This is a genomic window from Exiguobacterium sp. PFWT01 (assembly GCF_018255795.1).
In the GTDB taxonomy this organism is placed as follows: Bacteria; Bacillota; Bacilli; order Exiguobacteriales; family Exiguobacteriaceae; genus Exiguobacterium.
Map to the genome: position 1 here is coordinate 2576691 of NZ_CP073755.1, position 15796 is coordinate 2592486.

Consider the following 15796-nt stretch of genomic DNA (forward strand, 5'->3'; position numbering starts at 1 on the left):
CCATCATTCTAAAAATCTCAACAGAAAAAGTCATGTCAACTTTTTTAACATGACTAGAATTATAGGTAAATTATACGAAAATTGCAATATTAATTCGTTTTTTCAATATCATCTCGACTCTTTCTAAAAGCAAAAAAAAAACGAGCCGGAGAGCGCATCGCAATCCGACTCGTTTTCTATTTCGTTTTAGATAAAGAGGTTTAGGTTACCGCCTTCTGCTGCGCCGAGATACGCAGCCACACCACCAAGGTCGACCCCATCAATCAACTCTTCTTCTTTGATACCCATGACGTCCATTGACATCGTGCAAGCTACCATTTTTACGCCTGCCTCTTGCGCCGACTTGATCATTTCTTCGACAGAAGGAACATTCTTGTCGCTCATGACTTTCTTCATCATTTTTTGACCGACACCACCAAAGTTCATGTTCGAAAGTGGAAGTTCGCCGGCATGTCCTGGCATCATCATGCCGAACATTTTCTCAAGACCTTGCTTTTTCACTTCCGGCGCATCCGGTTTGCGGATGACGTTGAGTCCCCAGAATGTGAAGAACATCGTCACGTCTTTCCCCATCGCGGCAGCACCTTGCGCAATGATGAGGGATGCGAGTGCACGGTCGAGGTCTCCGCTGAAGACGACCATTGATGCACCGTCTCCTGCTGGTGCGCCCGCTTGTGGAGCAGCCGGACCTTGTCCTTTTTGAAGGATGGCTTCAACGCGTCCGTTCACGAATTGTTTCGAGACGAGTTTGTTTCCTGTCTTCTTCGCCCATGCTTCGATGTCTGCGAAGAATCCTGGGTCACTCGCGAGCACGCGGAGCGTTTCGCCTTCTCCGAGTTCTGCGACTTTCTTATTCACTTCTAAAATAGGTCCCGGGCATTGTAGACCACATGTGTCTAATACGACCGCTTCCCCGATTGGTGCATTTGTCATTTGTGTTGGCTCCTCTTCTACAACGGTAGCCGCTGTTTCATTTGATGTGTTCGCTTCTTCAAGCGCCTCGAAATCACGATTGATTTGCGACCACGTCTTGTAGCCACCGCTCAAGTTTTTCACCTTGAAGCCGTTTTGACGTAAGATGCGTGATGCGAGATAGCCACGAAGACCGACTTGGCAGGTCACGTAAATCGTTTCATCCCGGTCGTAGTTGTCCAAGTTTTCTCGTAATGAGTTGAGTGGTACATTGATCGACCCTGGAATCTTTCCGAGTTCATGCTCGGATTCATCGCGAACGTCTAATAACGTCGCTCCATTTTCCACGAGCTCATCGATTTCATCCCAATGCACGACTTCATTGTCACCGAGGACGACGTTCGACGCGACATACCCGATCATATTGACCGGATCTTTCGCCGAGCTGAACGGTGGTGCGTAACTGAGCTCAAGGTCGGGTAGATCGAGGACTGTCAAACCGCCCTTCATCGCCGTCGCAATGACGTCGATGCGTTTGTCGACTCCATTGATCCCAACGCCTTGCGCACCGTAGATCTCACCCGTTGTCGGGTGGAACAAGAGTTTGAGTGACACCGGCGTCGATCCTGGATAATAGCCGGCATGCGAACCTGGATGTACGTGAACAGCCTCATACGTCTTGCCAGCCGCCTTCAACCGTTTTTCATTCCATCCTGTCGATGCGACCGTCATATCAAACACTTTGGCGATTCCCGTTCCCATCGTTCCATCGTATTTCACGTCACGGCCGTTAATGATATCGGCGACGAGACGGCCTTGACGGTTCGCTGGCCATGCGAGTGGCACGACAGTTGGCTCTTGGAAGACGTAATCGAGTACTTCGACCGCATCCCCAATCGCGTAAATCGATGGATCAGATGTCATCATTTTTTCGTTTACTCGGATTGCCCCGCGCGTACCTGTTTCAAGGCCTGCTTCACGCGCAATCGTGGACTCTGGTGTAACCCCGATCGACATGATGACCATATCCGTATCGATGACACGACCGCTCGTCAAATGCACCTTCTTCCCTTTTTCAGAGAATGAAGAAACACCATCAGACAATTGAAGCTCGACGCCGTGAAGACGTAAGTGTTCATGGATCGGCGCCACCATCTCACGGTCGAGTGGTGTCATGACTTGGTCTGCCATCTCGACGAGCGTCACATCAATCCCACGCTCACGTAAGTTTTCTGCCATCTCGATCCCGATGAAACCTCCACCGATTACAGTCGCATGCTTTGGTGCCTTGTCATCGACGTAGCCACGGATTTTATCTGTATCCGGAATGTTGCGAAGTGTGAAGATATCTTCTGCCTCGTCGATTCCAGGGATGTTTGGACGAATCGGTTTTGCTCCCGGTGACAAGATGAGGACGTCGTATGACTCGTCATACGTTTCGCCTGTTTGGACGTGTTTCACCGTCACCGTTTTCTCGTCACGGTTGATTTTGACGACTTCCGTCAAATTGCGGATATCGAGTTGGAAACGCTTGTTCATCCCTTCAACGGTTTGAACGAGGAGTTTTTGACGGTCTTGGATAACGTCCCCGATATAATATGGAAGACCACAGTTCGCGAACGAGATGTACTCTCCACGGTCGAACATGACGATGTGATTCTCTTCATTCAAACGACGGAGTCGTGCAGCTGCAGATGCACCACCTGCCACCCCACCGACGATTACGATTTTTTTACTCATTGTCCATTTCCTCCTCTGACGACTTCTCCTGGCCAACTCATCAAGCCATCTTCTATATTGACCACTTTATAGCCTTTCGCCTCCATTTGCCAAGTCGCTTGCGTGCTGCGGGCACCAGAGCGGCAAAGAACGACATATTCTTCAGCTGGATCGAGTGTGTCGATCCACTCTGTCATTTCGGATAATGGATAGTTTTTCGCACCTTCAATATGCGCTTCTTGAAACTCGTCGCGTTCACGAACGTCGACAATGTTTACAGGCACTTCAAAGTCCATTTGACGTTTTAAAGCAGATGCTTTCATCATTAATCTACCTCTCTATTTTCGATTCAATCTATACCATTCGGCTTGGTAGCTGGCGATCAATAAAGTTTGTGATTTATTGAACATTTCACTTCCATGTCATTAATATACCCCCTTAGGTATTAGAATGCAAGAAATAAGTTTGATGAAATGTCGAATTTTTCAACATCATCCATTTGGATAGTTGATGCTCGACACATACTCCCCCATGTATTAAGATGAGCCTACACAATAAATAGTTGGGTAACTGAACAATTCTTCCTATAGAGGTGAATGATATGGAACCGTATGTATACGATGCAAAAGTATTGAATCGCATGAAACGAGTGGAAGGACAAATTCGTGCCATCATCCGGATGATGGAGGAAGGAAAAGAATGTCGCGATGTCGTGACGCAATTAAGTGCCGCACGTTCCGCGCTCGATCGCGTTTCGACGATCATTGTGGCTAAGAACTTGGAACAATGTATCATCACCGCTCAAGCAGATGGCGAAGATACGTCCGAAACGGTGGAAGAAGCCATTAAAATGTTGATGAAACGCTAGTTCCCCTTGCTTTCCCTGTCCAAATGGGGGAAAGTTAGAGTAACGACTTACTAAGGGGGATTTCCTTGTGAACTTCGAAGAAAAAGTAGAATCATTTAGAGCGCTCGCCGCTGAACGCAACATGACGTTCAAAGAGAGCGACACTGAAACGCACGTCACGTTCTTGACGCGTGAAACAACAAAATCCGGGGCTCAGCCCGTTATGATTATCGCTTTTAACAAAAAGACGACAGATGCTGAGTTGTATGCTGCTACCGTCACGCACGTCCCAGATTACGTAGAAGATTTACCGATTCTTAACGCCTTGAACGAGTTCAACCAGGAGTTCAAATACTTCCGTTGTGTACTCGACAGCGATCGCGATGTCACACTCGCCTCCACACTCGACCTCGACCTCGGTTTCTCACCAGAGATCATCTTGCAACATTCATTCATGATGTTCCAAGCGGCCGATGAAGTGAACGAGTACATGCAAAAACTGTACACACAAGTACAATAATCAAAAGCCGTCCGGAAATGTTTCCGAGACGGCTTTTTTTGAAACATCTGATCGCCCCCGCTCGTATGATTGGACAAGGAGGCGATTCGACATGACACGATATGAACGATATGTAGAAGCACTAGAGGCCATCAAGACGGCAACAAAGTGGGAACTGACAGATGATTTCCGACGCTTGATGGCCGTTCATTACGCAATTCACGACACCCCGTTCGAGGCATCTCGATTTTCGAACGCACGCGATGTATTAAAACAAAAAACGAAGATGTTCTCGAAGTTTCGAGGCAGTCAAAACCTCGTCTGGCTCTCGTTTCTCGACGCCAAGTATGAGGACATCGGAACCGCAATCGACGAGGCGCTCCGTCTCGATACGTTACTCGACCGGAAACACTTCCGCTTCAGTTCACTACGTCCCTTTTTAGCGAATCAACTGATCAATGTCGAGGAACCCGACCGTCGGCTCGATGAGGCGACCGAACTATATCAAACGTTCAAACGACATCACCCTTGGTTGACAAGCGAGGAAGACTTATTATCGGCGCTCGTGCTCGTGCAAGCGTTTGACGACGTCATCGATTTAAACGAACGGATCGAGCAGCATTATACCTTATTGAAAGATCGGCTACCGAAATCGAACGAACTGCAACTCGTCTCGCACCTTTTGACGTTCAGCGATTCCTCACCCGAAGAAGCAGTCTCTCGACTTCTGACATGGAAATCTCAATTAGATGAAGTGCACATCTCGATTCGTCGCGAACACTTACCCGCACTCGCACTACTTAGCATTGTCACGGAACCGAATACGAGCGCGATTCATGCTATTCAGGAAATCGTAGGGGCCGAAAAAGACAAGCAGCGTTGGTTCAACACACATAGCGTGCTCATCGCACTTCAACTTGTAGCGGCCGAACGCATAACAAACGAGGCTAGCGACTTATTGCTCCACGGTACGTTTGCCCACTTATTGGCGATGCAACAAGCGGCGACCGCTGCCACAACTGCCGCCGTTATCGCTAGTACCTCATCAACCACAAATTAAATTAAGAGATTCATCGTGAGACACACCAGTACAAATACAGAGTTTGCGATTTCGACAATCCCAATCTTCATGATTGGGATTTTTTTGCCGTAGAACCAAATAGCACGAATCAAACTCGGGGCATATGCTAAAGCGAGCAGCGGATAACCGAGCGCAATGAACACGACGATTAACAGCATATGATACCCCCACGAAAGGTTACGATACGCGATGCTCTTCTTTTCCCGAATCATCGTCTTGACGAAAAAGATACTTCCGAGGAAATAGAGATATGGCAAAACGAATACCCATGCAATTGTTTCATCCACGACGTGTGCTCCGTGGTAATAACTCGCCATTCCTCCAATACAGAATGAAGTGACGGCACTGACGTCATTCCATACGTTTCGCTCATCTTTGATTTTGGCAAAATAGGCGTTTGCGAGACCGAATGGAATCATTGCAACAGCGAACCAGATGAGACCCCATTGCATCCATAAGACTGGGATGATGGATAGTGTAGCAATCATCAGATAGATGATCACGGTGCGTAAAAGCTCACGCGATTTCTTTCGTTGCTTGATGTATTGGAATAAGAAGAATGTCCCCATATAGACAAACAACCATGCAATAGCAAAAGGCACATGTGTCCACACCCATCCCCCGACTGTCCCTCCAAGAACGAACGGTAAAATGAGCATCGACCACGCCCCATGCTGTGTTGGAATCATCCATTTCATCAACCATCACTCCTTCCTCCACTAGTGTAATGGATGGTGAGAGCATGCGCTGTGAGATTTACCACAAAAAGCGAAAAAGAAAATAGGTAGCGCCAGCCACCCATTTCATCACATAGCTTGTTTCTTATTTTTCGCATAGTTCGTTATGAACATGATTCCAATGACAGATAGCGTCAGCATTGCCAGACTGTTCACGATCGTTTTGAGCGTGTGCAGTCCTTCAAGGTTATTCATTACCATCACTGCCATAAGTAATGCGAGGATACTCAAGTTTACGATGTTACGGTTCATCTTCTCACCACCAGAAATTCAATCTATAGTTTATTGTGCCACTCTCGATTTGTTAACAGTAATTCTTTTCCATCAAGATTCAAGCCAACCTAACTCGCTCTCACTCTTCATAAAAAAAACGATCTCATGCGAGATCGTTTTTTGGTGTCCAATTTGGTGCGACGGGTGTCGCTTTCGGTTCGTCGACGACGAGCATCTTTGTGACGACCCTTCCGGCAATCGATACCGCGACGAGCGTATACAATGCGTTCGATAATGGTAAATAGATGAGTGAAATCCCAAGGACGATCACATCAAAGATAATCAAAATCGTACCGACCGACACACCTGTCCATTTCGATAAGCCAAGAGCGAATAAGTCATCGCCTCCGGTAGCCCCGCCTGACTTCAAGACAAGACCGAGACCATATCCGGTTACAATCCCACTCGCGATGGCCGCAAACAATGTTGCCGGCCATACTTGAATATCAAACGTGAGCAAGTCGAGACGGTCCCACATCGCATAACTAAGCGACAAGGACGAAGCGGCTAGTACCGCTTGCCCGACAAAACGCCATCCTTTCCACCACAAAGCGACGATAAAAAATGGGATGTCGAGCACGATCATCGAAATCGCCGGGTCGATATCAAATAAATAACGACCGAGTAGCGATAATCCGACGAACCCGCCTTCCGCCAAACCAAACTGTTCATTCAAATAATAATAACCGAACGCCATGATCAGCGTTCCGAGCACTATGGTAGCAACTCGTTTCATTCCGATTGTCCTCCCCGTTCTTGACGGAGAGGAGGATCCTCAGTCGTAGCTGCGGTTCCATCTGTTCCATCTCCGATCTTCCGTTTGTTGATTGATACACGTGGTTGTAATCAGTCAACGCTAGAAGTCCGGAAGTTGGAACAGAGGCCATGTCCTCTCGGTATCCATAAAGACCTTCCTTTCTCAAATTGCGCGTAATCTTGTACGTAGTTTACCACACATTTTGATTCAGTTCATGAATTTTACCTTTAGTGCATGTTACGTTTCGGTAAATCTTTCTTTCCGAACCACCACCAGTTCCAATCCCCGAACAGTTTCATGAGGGACGGAACGAGCAGGATCCGGATGATGGTCGCATCAATGAAGATGGCGAGCGCAATCCCCACACCAAGCTGTTTAATTGGACTCACGCCCGTAAAGGCGAACGCACCGGTCACGACAATCATAATGATGGCGGCTGAAGTGATAATTTTACTCGTCTTCGCAAGCCCCATCTCCGTCGCATAGTCATTGTCGCCCGTCTCGCGGTAATATTCCTCGATTCGCGAAACGAGAAACACCTCATAGTCCATCGACAATCCAAAGACGAGTGAGAAGATGAACACCGGTGTCAAAATACTGATTGTTTCTGCATCGTACACATAACCTGATTCAAAAATGATGACGAGTAAACCGAACGTCGCCCCAAGACCAAGCACGTTCATAAGAATCGCCTTGATTGGAATCAAGATGGATCGGAACGCCCACATGAGGATGAAGAAGGTTGCCAAGATGACGGTGATGACCGCATAGGGAATGCTGTCATAAATCTCATCATAAATCTCTTCATTGAAGGCTGCCGATCCGCCGACTTCAAACCCTTTGTCTCGCCAATCGCGTACGAATGCTTGCGCTTCTTTGTCGCTCGGAGGTACATCGAAGCTGACATTCACGAGCGCCAAATCTGTATTCCCATCAAGGGTCACAAGTCGCTCAAGTGGGGCGAGTTGTTCTGGCGCCGCTTCGGCGAGTTGCGTAAACGTCTCAGGCGTCAATCCGGATGTCGTTAAGAAAGTCGAGACATTATCGACAATATCGACCTCGTTTAACTCATCTGTGAGACTCGTCAATTCCTCTAAAATCATCGGATCGGTCAAATCGTTCGCTTCAAACAGAAGGACCGCATCGGTCGAGTTATCCCCAAACACATCGTCCCATCGTTCGAGTGCCGCTCGTGATTCATATGAGGTAGGGAGCGCATCGGCGTCCGGAATGTTCAACTCTAGGTCGCGCACGAACCAAAGACTCGGGAGCAGGATCAACAAGGCAATGAGCGTCATCGTCACCGGACGTCTCATCACGAAGCGAGCAAGTTTTTGCCAGCGCTTTTCAGATTTCGTCTCATCTGTCTTGATGATTCGTCCTTTATTCAAGGCGTCACCGACTAAGTAAAGCGACGACGGCAACAGAGTCAGTGCCGATAGCACGGCCCCCGCGACGGCAATGAGGGCACCGAGCGCGACCGCCTGAAAGACATCGACTTGAATAAATAGGAGTCCGGCTAATCCGACAAAGACACATAGACCTGAAAAGAGAATCGAGCGTCCCGCCGTCGCTACCGTCCGGACAATCGCCTCTTCTCTCGATTGCCCGCGTGTTAACTCTTCTCGATACCGATTGACGAGTAACAGTGAAAAATCAATCCCGAGCGCAATCGCAATCATGGCGACGGCATTGAGAACAAAGATAGATAATTCCATGTTTTGTGCAAAAAAGAATAGCGATCCCGCTGCGACAATAAAGGTAATCAACCCGACGAGTAACGGCATGAGCGCGGCGAGCGGCGTGCCGAAAACGAGCAACAATACGACAAGCGCGACCGGAATCCCGATCAACTCCGCTCGAATCAAGTCATTCTTCGAAGCTTCGTTTAAATCGTCCGCAAATACCGGTTCTCCCGTCAAACGGACTTCGGTATCTGTATCTACGATGAGTGCGTCCCGCACGGCATCGATCGAGGATTCCGCCGCATCATAATCTTCGAATTCCAGCACGAAATAGGACACATCCCCTGAACGCGCGTCCGGATTCTCCGCCGGGGTAATCACGCCGTCAATTGAAGGAATCGCTTCAAAGCGGTCTTGTTGTTCTTCCATGACCGCCTCCAGATTTCCTCCTTCAAATAAGACGATCATTGAAGCACCTGCTCGATCAAATCGTTCATTCAACTGATCTTCTACCTGTTGGAAACGTCCGTCTTGAATGGCAAATCCGTTTCCTCTCAACTCACCCGGGAGCTGTAGCCCGAAATAAACTGAACCCGCGAGTAAAATCGCCCATATGAGTAATACGCCATACCGAAAACGAACCAACTGCCTACCTAACCATTCCATTGATGTCACTCCTCCCTGTCTATCCATCTACTTCCCGTTTCTCGATTCATTCATCATCACTTCACAAAAAATTCCTGAACCTAGGTTCGGTTCAGGACTCTTGTCGTTCAAAGACTTGAAGCCAGCTATGACAAAATCGAGGTGGTGCGGACAAGACGACGAGTCGATCCCCTCGTTCATCTAACAGCATTACCTTCAATAATTGATTGTCTGCACACACGCTTGAACAAAATAATTCTTCCTCTCGATGAAACAGTTGGAACGACTCTGTCGATGTGATCGCCGTCGTTTCTCCCACTTGATCGAGAATGACCGTGTCGCGGTCACCTTCGTACGGAATGCGCCATGTTTCGTTCGTCTTCACATTTTCAACTAAAAAATGATGAGTTCGTTCATCGAACAATGTCACACACGTTTCAGGTGTGAATCGTTCAAAATCATACGTCCCTTGATACGCTAGCTCGATGATGTTCCCAAAGACAGGGACTTCTTCATAGCAGCTATATCGAAACGTATGATCATGGAGGTTCAAGGCTACGACATCCGATTCGGCTGAATATAAGAAGATGTCATCGCCTTGCCAATAGTGCAAATTGCTAAACCAGTCTCCGTTAAATCGTTGAGGAATCGCATGCGTCTCCATCTGTCCTCGTTGTAAATCAATGACTCCGTAAAGTCCTTTTTCCTGGAACCATGCTACGGCACGCCTTGCATTCGGCTCCACATATAGGGCGCATGGTGTCCATTTCCAGTCGATCTCCCAGCGAATTTGAGACGACTCGTCAAAGAACAAAAATCCAGTTTGCGCCAAGTACAACATCCAACCTTCACCGACACGTTCTAGCCATTCGATCGTTTGATGAAATTGAAAGTCTGCTGTTTGTTTGTACATTTGATCACTTCCTAGTTTCAGCTTAGCAACGACCGAAACGAAATTCGATTTTGAATGTGTTCATTCAACACATTTTCGATTTTCCTGTATACTGACGGTAAAGACATATCGTTTAGAAAGGAGACCTTCCATGCGTCCATTACAACTATCACCAGAGACCGCAGTTGAACTCGCAAAAAAATTAAACGTCCCCCTCGAGGAACTGATGCATATGCCAAAACACATCCTCGTTCAAAAAATGATGCAACTCGAGGCATCTCAAACAGAGGAAGACACACCAAAGGAGACGGATTAACGTCTCCTTTTTGGTTACTGCTCTTTGCGTTTCCGCTTTCTCGATACATACCAGAGACCACCGATTACAGCGAGGGCCGCACCACCGGCAACAGCGTACTTGCTGTAATCTGGGCGACGCTCGGTCACGACAAGTGTCGAGAGCGGGGCAACCGTCATATGACGGTCCTCGACTTGACGTGGTGCCGTCAAATTAACGGTATGATCCTCTACGTTCACCTCAAACTTGCCAGACGGAAGTTTGACCTCAACCGCTTCCTCGAGTGCATTGTGGTATACGATATGTCGTTCTACATATCCTTCCACATGACGGCTCAATTCAAATGCAATCACACCTTCTGCCTCATCAAAGAAACGTAAGTGTTTGCGAATCTGTTCCGTGTTTTCGAGTCGGAAGAGCGGATACTGCTTACGCAGACGCAAGAGACCTTTCACATATTCCACACTTGGCGCTTCTTGCTCCGCCCGGTTCCAGTCCACACGGTTGACGACTTCGCCTGAATTGAAGCTGTTCTCATCCCCGTCTTTTGTCCGGAAGAACTCCTGTCCACTGTGAAGGAACGGAATCCCTTGACTCAGGAGCACAATCGATGTCGCCAAACGGTGGCGACGGCGACGTGTCGTCTCATCATCTTCCGGATTCGTCACGGACAACTTGTCCCAAAGCGTCAAATTATCATGACATTCCACATAGTTGACGACCTGGTTCGGCTCATCAGCGAAACTTTGGCTCGTAATGCCACCAGCAATCCCACGTTTCACGTCTGCTGTCATGTCCGTGTTGCCGCTCACCCAGCCCGGTAAGTCTTCGATGAAGACGTCTCCGCGGACACCGTCTCGAATCCCATCATTGAATTGGGCGATGCGTGGCATCTTATGCGCATTATGTTGATTCGCTTTTTTACGAACCGGGAGCGGCGTATCCAAGTCCCAGCCTTCCCCGATGACGAGAATCGATGGGTCGACGCGATCGAGCGCCTTCCGAATCTGGTTCATCGTTTTGACGTCATGGAGTCCCATCAAATCAAAACGGAACCCGTCAATCATGAATTCTTTCGCCCAGTACGTGACACACTCGACCATGAGCTTACGCATCATCGTACGCTCAGAGGCTGTGTCATTCCCACATGCCGAACCATCCGCGAGTGTCCCGTCTTCATTTAAGCGATAGTAATAATCCGGGACGAATTGACCAAGCGGTGTCGTCAACGCATCGTACGTATGATTGAAGACGACGTCCATGATGACCCGGATGCCCCGATCGTGGAGCGCTTGAATCATTGCCTTCAATTCGACAATTCGCGACGCCGGGTCATCTGCCGACGAGGCGTAAGAACCTTCAACCGCAAAGTAATGAACCGGATCGTAGCCCCAGTTATAGTTGTCTTCCCCTTCACGTGACTCATTCACCGAGCCGTAGTCAAAGAACGGCATTAATTGAAGATGTGTGATTCCGAGCGAGGTGATGTAATCAAGTCCGGTCGGGTAACCGCTCGTGGTCGTCGTACCTGTCTCGGTCATCCCTAAGAACTTCCCACGGTGCGTCGCCCCACTCTCCGGGTGACTCGTCAAATCACGTACGTGCGCCTCATAGATGACCGCCTCTTGTGAAGAATTGAATAGCGGACGTTCTTTGATCCAATGGTCCGGGTTCAAGGATGCCGGGTCAAGCAGACACCCTCGTTTCCCGTTCACTCCGACGACTTTCGCATACGGATCGAGCGACTCTACTTTTTTCCCATCAATCAGCGCTTCAAATACATAAAATTGACCTTCGAATAAGGCACGGTCGAGTTCGATCACCCACGTCCCCTTCTCAGCCGGTTCGAGCTCGAGCCGATCAAACTTCCGGGCACGGGCTGTTCGATATAACTTGACCGACATCTGTTCCGCTACCGGAGACCAAACGCGTAGTCGAATCTGCTCCCCTTTGAACGTCACCCCTAGGTCTTTCCCGTGATAGGCAACGTGATCTAAGTCTACATGTGTGTGTTGATCCATTGTACGTTCCATCTCTTCACTCCTTCACTGCTTCAAATCTGCTATCATTATAACAAAACCACACAAAGGATGGATGAAACATGGCAAAAGACAATTCTTTCGATATCGTGTCAGAAATGAATCTTGAAGAAGTGAAGAACGCGATCCAAATCGCGGAGAAGGAAATTTTGAACCGCTACGACTTTAAAGGCTCAAAGAGTGAGATGTCGCTCGACAATGGCGACCTCGTCCTCATCTCGGATGACGACTACAAACTCGAGCAATTAAAAGACGTCTTGATCACGAAATTGATCAAGCGCGGTGTCCCGACAAAAAACCTCGACTATCAAAAAGTAGAGAATGCACTCGGCGGGACAGTTCGCCAACGTGTGAAACTAAAGAGCGGAATCGACAAAGATGACGCGAAAAAAATCAATAACGCCATCAAGGAATCAAAACTTAAAGTCAAATCGCAAATTCAAGACGATCAAATCCGCGTGACGGGGAAATCACGTGACGATCTTCAGACCGTCATGCAACTCGTACGTGAACTTGAATTGTCCGTCGATGCCCAATTCACGAACTTCCGATGAAACTCGCCATCATCAGTGACCCGCACGGTTCGTTTGATGATTTAAAGGCCGTCCTGGATGACGTTCGTCGCGAAACCGAGCATATTCTCTGTCTCGGGGATCTATATGAATGCCACATCGGGAAAAAACGACGTCACGAGCGCTTTCATCATGTAGAAGACGTCGTGACGTACGACCCGAATTACGAAGCATTGCTGACATTCCCGAGTCTTCGTGGTAATCAGGAGGAGCGAATCGACGAGGTGCTCGTCATCGACCACCCTGTGAAAACACGGATTTCTCTGTTGCCGGAACAGACGACTCTCGAGGAAGCCCGCTTTTTACATGGGCATCAAGTCAAATGGAACGAAGACTGGGAACCGGTTGTCGAGAAAGGAAAATATCCACTCGTCTTCATCGGACATAGTCACATCCCCGGGATTTACCGAAAAGGAAAATCCTTGCCGTGGGAAATCGGGACACCGTTCCATTTGAAGAAAAAACGATATGTCATCAACGTCGGTGCTGTCATATTCGATCGGGAATGGTGTCTCTATGATACGGAAGCCCGGACGGTGACGCGGATGAAAGCGTGAATACAAAAAGGACCTCAATTTTTGAGGTCCAGGCTGTTGATGAACCAGATTGCATCTTGCAATCTGGTTCATCTTTTTTTGTGGGTTTCGATTTCTTGGGGCGTTCTGCCCCAAGAAATTGAAGACGTATTATGAGACGGTCCTTTCCAATCAACAGGTTAGGCAACTTTTTATGCTTTGTACAGTGACTGAAGCCAGATTGGCGCGTTGAACCTTCTCGATTCCGTCTGGTTCGCTTCATGTCGTTTTCAGGATTGAAGCGTTACATGTCGGATTCCTTATTTTGATGATTTTTTCGGCCATCGAGGCCTTAGAAAAAGACAAACGGCCGTCAGATGACGACCGTTTGCGTTGCTCGCCCGACGGCGTCCCGACTCCGACAGGAAAGCAATCCGACGGAGACCCAGCAGCGACCTAGGTCGCGATGCGGCTCCGGGATTGCCTACGGAAAGCGTGGGCGCCGGAAAGGCGAGCGATATGATTTATGTTAGTCAACAAGCTGGGCCTCAATTTTTTTGAGGTCCTTTCGTCTGTCTTACATTTCTTCCGGAGCTTCGACACCGAGTAAGCGGAGTCCTTCCGTCAATACGAGCGTCACGGCCTTCACGAGTGCGAGACGCGATTGTTTGCCTGCATCTTCTTCTAAGACACGAACATGACCGTAATACTTGTTGAACGCTTGCGCGAGGTCAAGTACGTAGCGGCTGATGATGGATGGTTCGCGGCGTTCATGTGCACGCGTGATGACGTGCGGGAACGCGTTGAGCATCGTGACGACACCCCATGAGTAGTCATCATCTGCACCAGTGAACGGTGAACCATCGTAGTTTCCTTTGCGAAGGAGTGAGTTCGCACGAGCGTTCGTGTATTGGACGTAAGGTCCTGTCTCCCCTTCAAACTTGAGCATGCTGTCGAGATCGAACTCGATGTTGTTGATGCGTTCGTTCTTCAAGTCGTGGAAGACGACCGCGCCGACACCGACCATGCGGGCAACGTCTTGTGCGTTCGCAAGATCCGGATTCTTCTGCTCGATATTCGCCTGCGCTTTTTCGATCGCCTCTTTCAACACTTCCTCAAGAAGGACGATGCGTCCTTTACGTGTCGACATCTTCTTCCCTTCTTGCAAGATCAAGCCGAACGGTACGTGATGCATGCCATCAACAAAGTCATATCCAAGCTTACGCAAGACAGAGAAGAGCTGTTTGAAGTGAAGGGCCTGTTCGCCACCGACGACATAGTTCGCTTGCACGAAGTTGTACGTCTCGTAACGATAGATCGCTGCTGCCAAGTCGCGTGTCGCGTACAATGTCGCGCCATCTTTCTTCTTGATCAAGCAAGGTGGCAAGTTCTCTTCCTCGAGCGAGACGACCATCGCGCCCTCACTTTCGACTAAGAGATTTTTCGCTTCGAGCATCTCGACGACGCGTGCCATTTTATCGTTATAGAACGCTTCCCCGTTGAAGCTTTCGAATTTCACACCAAGGAGGTCATATACTTTTTGGAACTCTTTAAGTGACTCGTCACGGAACCACTGCCAAAGCTCTGTCGCTTCCGCATCACCATCTTCAAGCTTTTTGAACCAAGCACGACCTTCGTCTTCGAGTTCTGGTTGTGTCTTCGCCTCTTCGTGGAAATGGACGTATAATTTTAAGAGTTCTGCGATCGGGTTGGCGCGTACCGCTTCCTCATCGCCCCACTTCTTGTAGGCGACCATCAATTTCCCGAACTGAGTGCCCCAGTCTCCAAGGTGGTTGACGCCGACGACGTCATATCCGTTTTTACGTGCGATTTGGTTGATTGCATTCCCAATCACCGTCGAACGCAAGTGACCCATCGAGAACGGCTTCGCAATATTTGGTGACGAGAAGTCCGTCACAATCGTTTCATTGCGTGCTTCGTGTGTCGCATATTCCGATTTTTCCTCAAGTACGGTGTTGATGATTTCTTTTGATACGACATCACGGCTCAAGAAGACGTTGACGTAAGGTCCCGCCGCCTCCACTTTCGTGAACAATTCATCGTTCAATTCATTTGCGATATCTGTCGCAATCATGACAGGTGCTTTCCGGTAAGCTTTCGCCAATTGGAAACACGGGAACGCGAGGTCACCGTGCGCCTCGTGTTTTGGCTTCTCAATCAATGCTTCAATTTGGTCAATCGTGAGTTCTTCACCGATGACACGGGATAGTGCTTCTGCATACTTGCGTTCATAACTCATCTGTATGTCCTCCTTCTTCAATAACAACTCATAAAAAAAACGCCCTTTGCATAGATGCAAAGAGACGG

15 protein-coding genes and 1 other annotated feature (1 of these 16 running past the window's edge) are annotated in these 15796 nt (G+C 48.5%); of the genes, 6 read left to right on the plus strand and 9 right to left on the minus strand.

What is annotated here, in order from left to right; translation table 11 throughout:
• Window positions 1-186: 186 nt before the first annotated feature.
• Both KD909_RS13400 and KD909_RS13405 read right to left on the minus strand, forming a co-directional pair.
• Window positions 187-2652, minus strand: a complete 2466-nt coding sequence (locus tag KD909_RS13400) for a CoA-disulfide reductase (protein WP_211781862.1) — start codon at window positions 2650-2652, stop codon at window positions 187-189.
• On the minus strand, window positions 2649-2954 hold the full coding sequence (locus KD909_RS13405) for a rhodanese-like domain-containing protein (protein WP_015880530.1): 306 nt from the start codon (window positions 2952-2954) through the stop codon (window positions 2649-2651). The genes KD909_RS13400 and KD909_RS13405 overlap by 4 nt, the downstream gene beginning before the upstream one ends.
• 278 nt (window positions 2955-3232) lie before the next feature.
• Here KD909_RS13405 and KD909_RS13410 point away from each other — a divergent pair, with 278 nt between their 5' ends.
• From KD909_RS13410 to KD909_RS13420, 3 genes are all read left to right on the plus strand, one after another.
• Window positions 3233-3499 carry a metal-sensitive transcriptional regulator gene (locus tag KD909_RS13410; protein WP_147538751.1) on the plus strand — a complete coding sequence of 89 codons (267 nt, stop codon included), beginning with the start codon at window positions 3233-3235 and terminating at the stop codon, window positions 3497-3499.
• 67 nt (window positions 3500-3566) lie between these two features.
• On the plus strand, window positions 3567-3998 hold the full coding sequence (locus KD909_RS13415) for a type III secretion system chaperone family protein (RefSeq protein ID WP_015880528.1): 432 nt from the start codon (window positions 3567-3569) through the stop codon (window positions 3996-3998).
• 91 nt (window positions 3999-4089) lie between these two features.
• The gene (locus KD909_RS13420; protein ID WP_211781863.1) at window positions 4090-5037 is read left to right on the plus strand and encodes a DUF4003 domain-containing protein; all 948 of its coding nucleotides are present in this window, start codon (window positions 4090-4092) and stop codon (window positions 5035-5037) included.
• On the opposite strand, the gene KD909_RS13425 is transcribed toward KD909_RS13420, so the two are convergent.
• From KD909_RS13425 to KD909_RS13445, 5 genes are all read right to left on the minus strand, one after another.
• Complete coding sequence (locus KD909_RS13425) at window positions 5034-5756, minus strand: YwiC-like family protein (RefSeq protein ID WP_211781864.1); 723 nt, start codon at window positions 5754-5756, stop codon at window positions 5034-5036. The two genes, KD909_RS13420 and KD909_RS13425, sit on opposite strands and share 4 nt — an antisense overlap.
• A gap of 108 nt (window positions 5757-5864) precedes the next feature.
• Window positions 5865-6047, minus strand: coding sequence for a hypothetical protein (locus KD909_RS13430; protein WP_031424424.1), 183 nt, complete (start codon window positions 6045-6047; stop codon window positions 5865-5867).
• A gap of 124 nt (window positions 6048-6171) precedes the next feature.
• Window positions 6172-6804, minus strand: coding sequence for a YitT family protein (locus KD909_RS13435; protein ID WP_196430360.1), 633 nt, complete (start codon window positions 6802-6804; stop codon window positions 6172-6174).
• A 248-nt stretch (window positions 6805-7052) separates the two neighbouring features.
• Window positions 7053-9176, minus strand: a complete 2124-nt coding sequence (locus tag KD909_RS13440; RefSeq protein WP_211781865.1) for an MMPL family transporter — start codon at window positions 9174-9176, stop codon at window positions 7053-7055.
• A gap of 91 nt (window positions 9177-9267) precedes the next feature.
• Window positions 9268-10068, minus strand: coding sequence for a hypothetical protein (locus KD909_RS13445; protein ID WP_211781866.1), 801 nt, complete (start codon window positions 10066-10068; stop codon window positions 9268-9270).
• A gap of 130 nt (window positions 10069-10198) precedes the next feature.
• On the opposite strand from KD909_RS13445, the gene KD909_RS13450 reads away from it, so the two are divergent.
• A complete protein-coding gene (locus KD909_RS13450) occupies window positions 10199-10363 on the plus strand; it encodes a YycC family protein (protein WP_074034904.1) in 165 nt (54 codons plus the stop codon).
• A gap of 14 nt (window positions 10364-10377) precedes the next feature.
• Here KD909_RS13450 and pulA read toward each other — a convergent pair whose 3' ends face one another.
• On the minus strand, window positions 10378-12375 hold the full coding sequence (pulA, locus tag KD909_RS13455) for a type I pullulanase (RefSeq protein ID WP_211781867.1): 1998 nt from the start codon (window positions 12373-12375) through the stop codon (window positions 10378-10380).
• A gap of 68 nt (window positions 12376-12443) precedes the next feature.
• Between pulA and KD909_RS13460 the strand changes: the two genes are divergently transcribed.
• The gene (locus KD909_RS13460; protein ID WP_211781868.1) at window positions 12444-12935 is read left to right on the plus strand and encodes a YajQ family cyclic di-GMP-binding protein; all 492 of its coding nucleotides are present in this window, start codon (window positions 12444-12446) and stop codon (window positions 12933-12935) included.
• Window positions 12932-13510: a metallophosphoesterase family protein gene (locus KD909_RS13465; protein ID WP_015880518.1), complete on the plus strand. Its 579-nt coding sequence runs from the start codon at window positions 12932-12934 to the stop codon at window positions 13508-13510. Before KD909_RS13460 ends, KD909_RS13465 begins: the two co-directional genes overlap by 4 nt.
• 535 nt (window positions 13511-14045) lie before the next feature.
• Here KD909_RS13465 and argS read toward each other — a convergent pair.
• On the minus strand, window positions 14046-15728 hold the full coding sequence (gene argS, locus KD909_RS13470) for an arginine--tRNA ligase (protein WP_211781869.1): 1683 nt from the start codon (window positions 15726-15728) through the stop codon (window positions 14046-14048).
• A gap of 57 nt (window positions 15729-15785) precedes the next feature.
• Window positions 15786-15796: a binding site (T-box leader), on the minus strand (it continues 201 nt past the right edge of the window).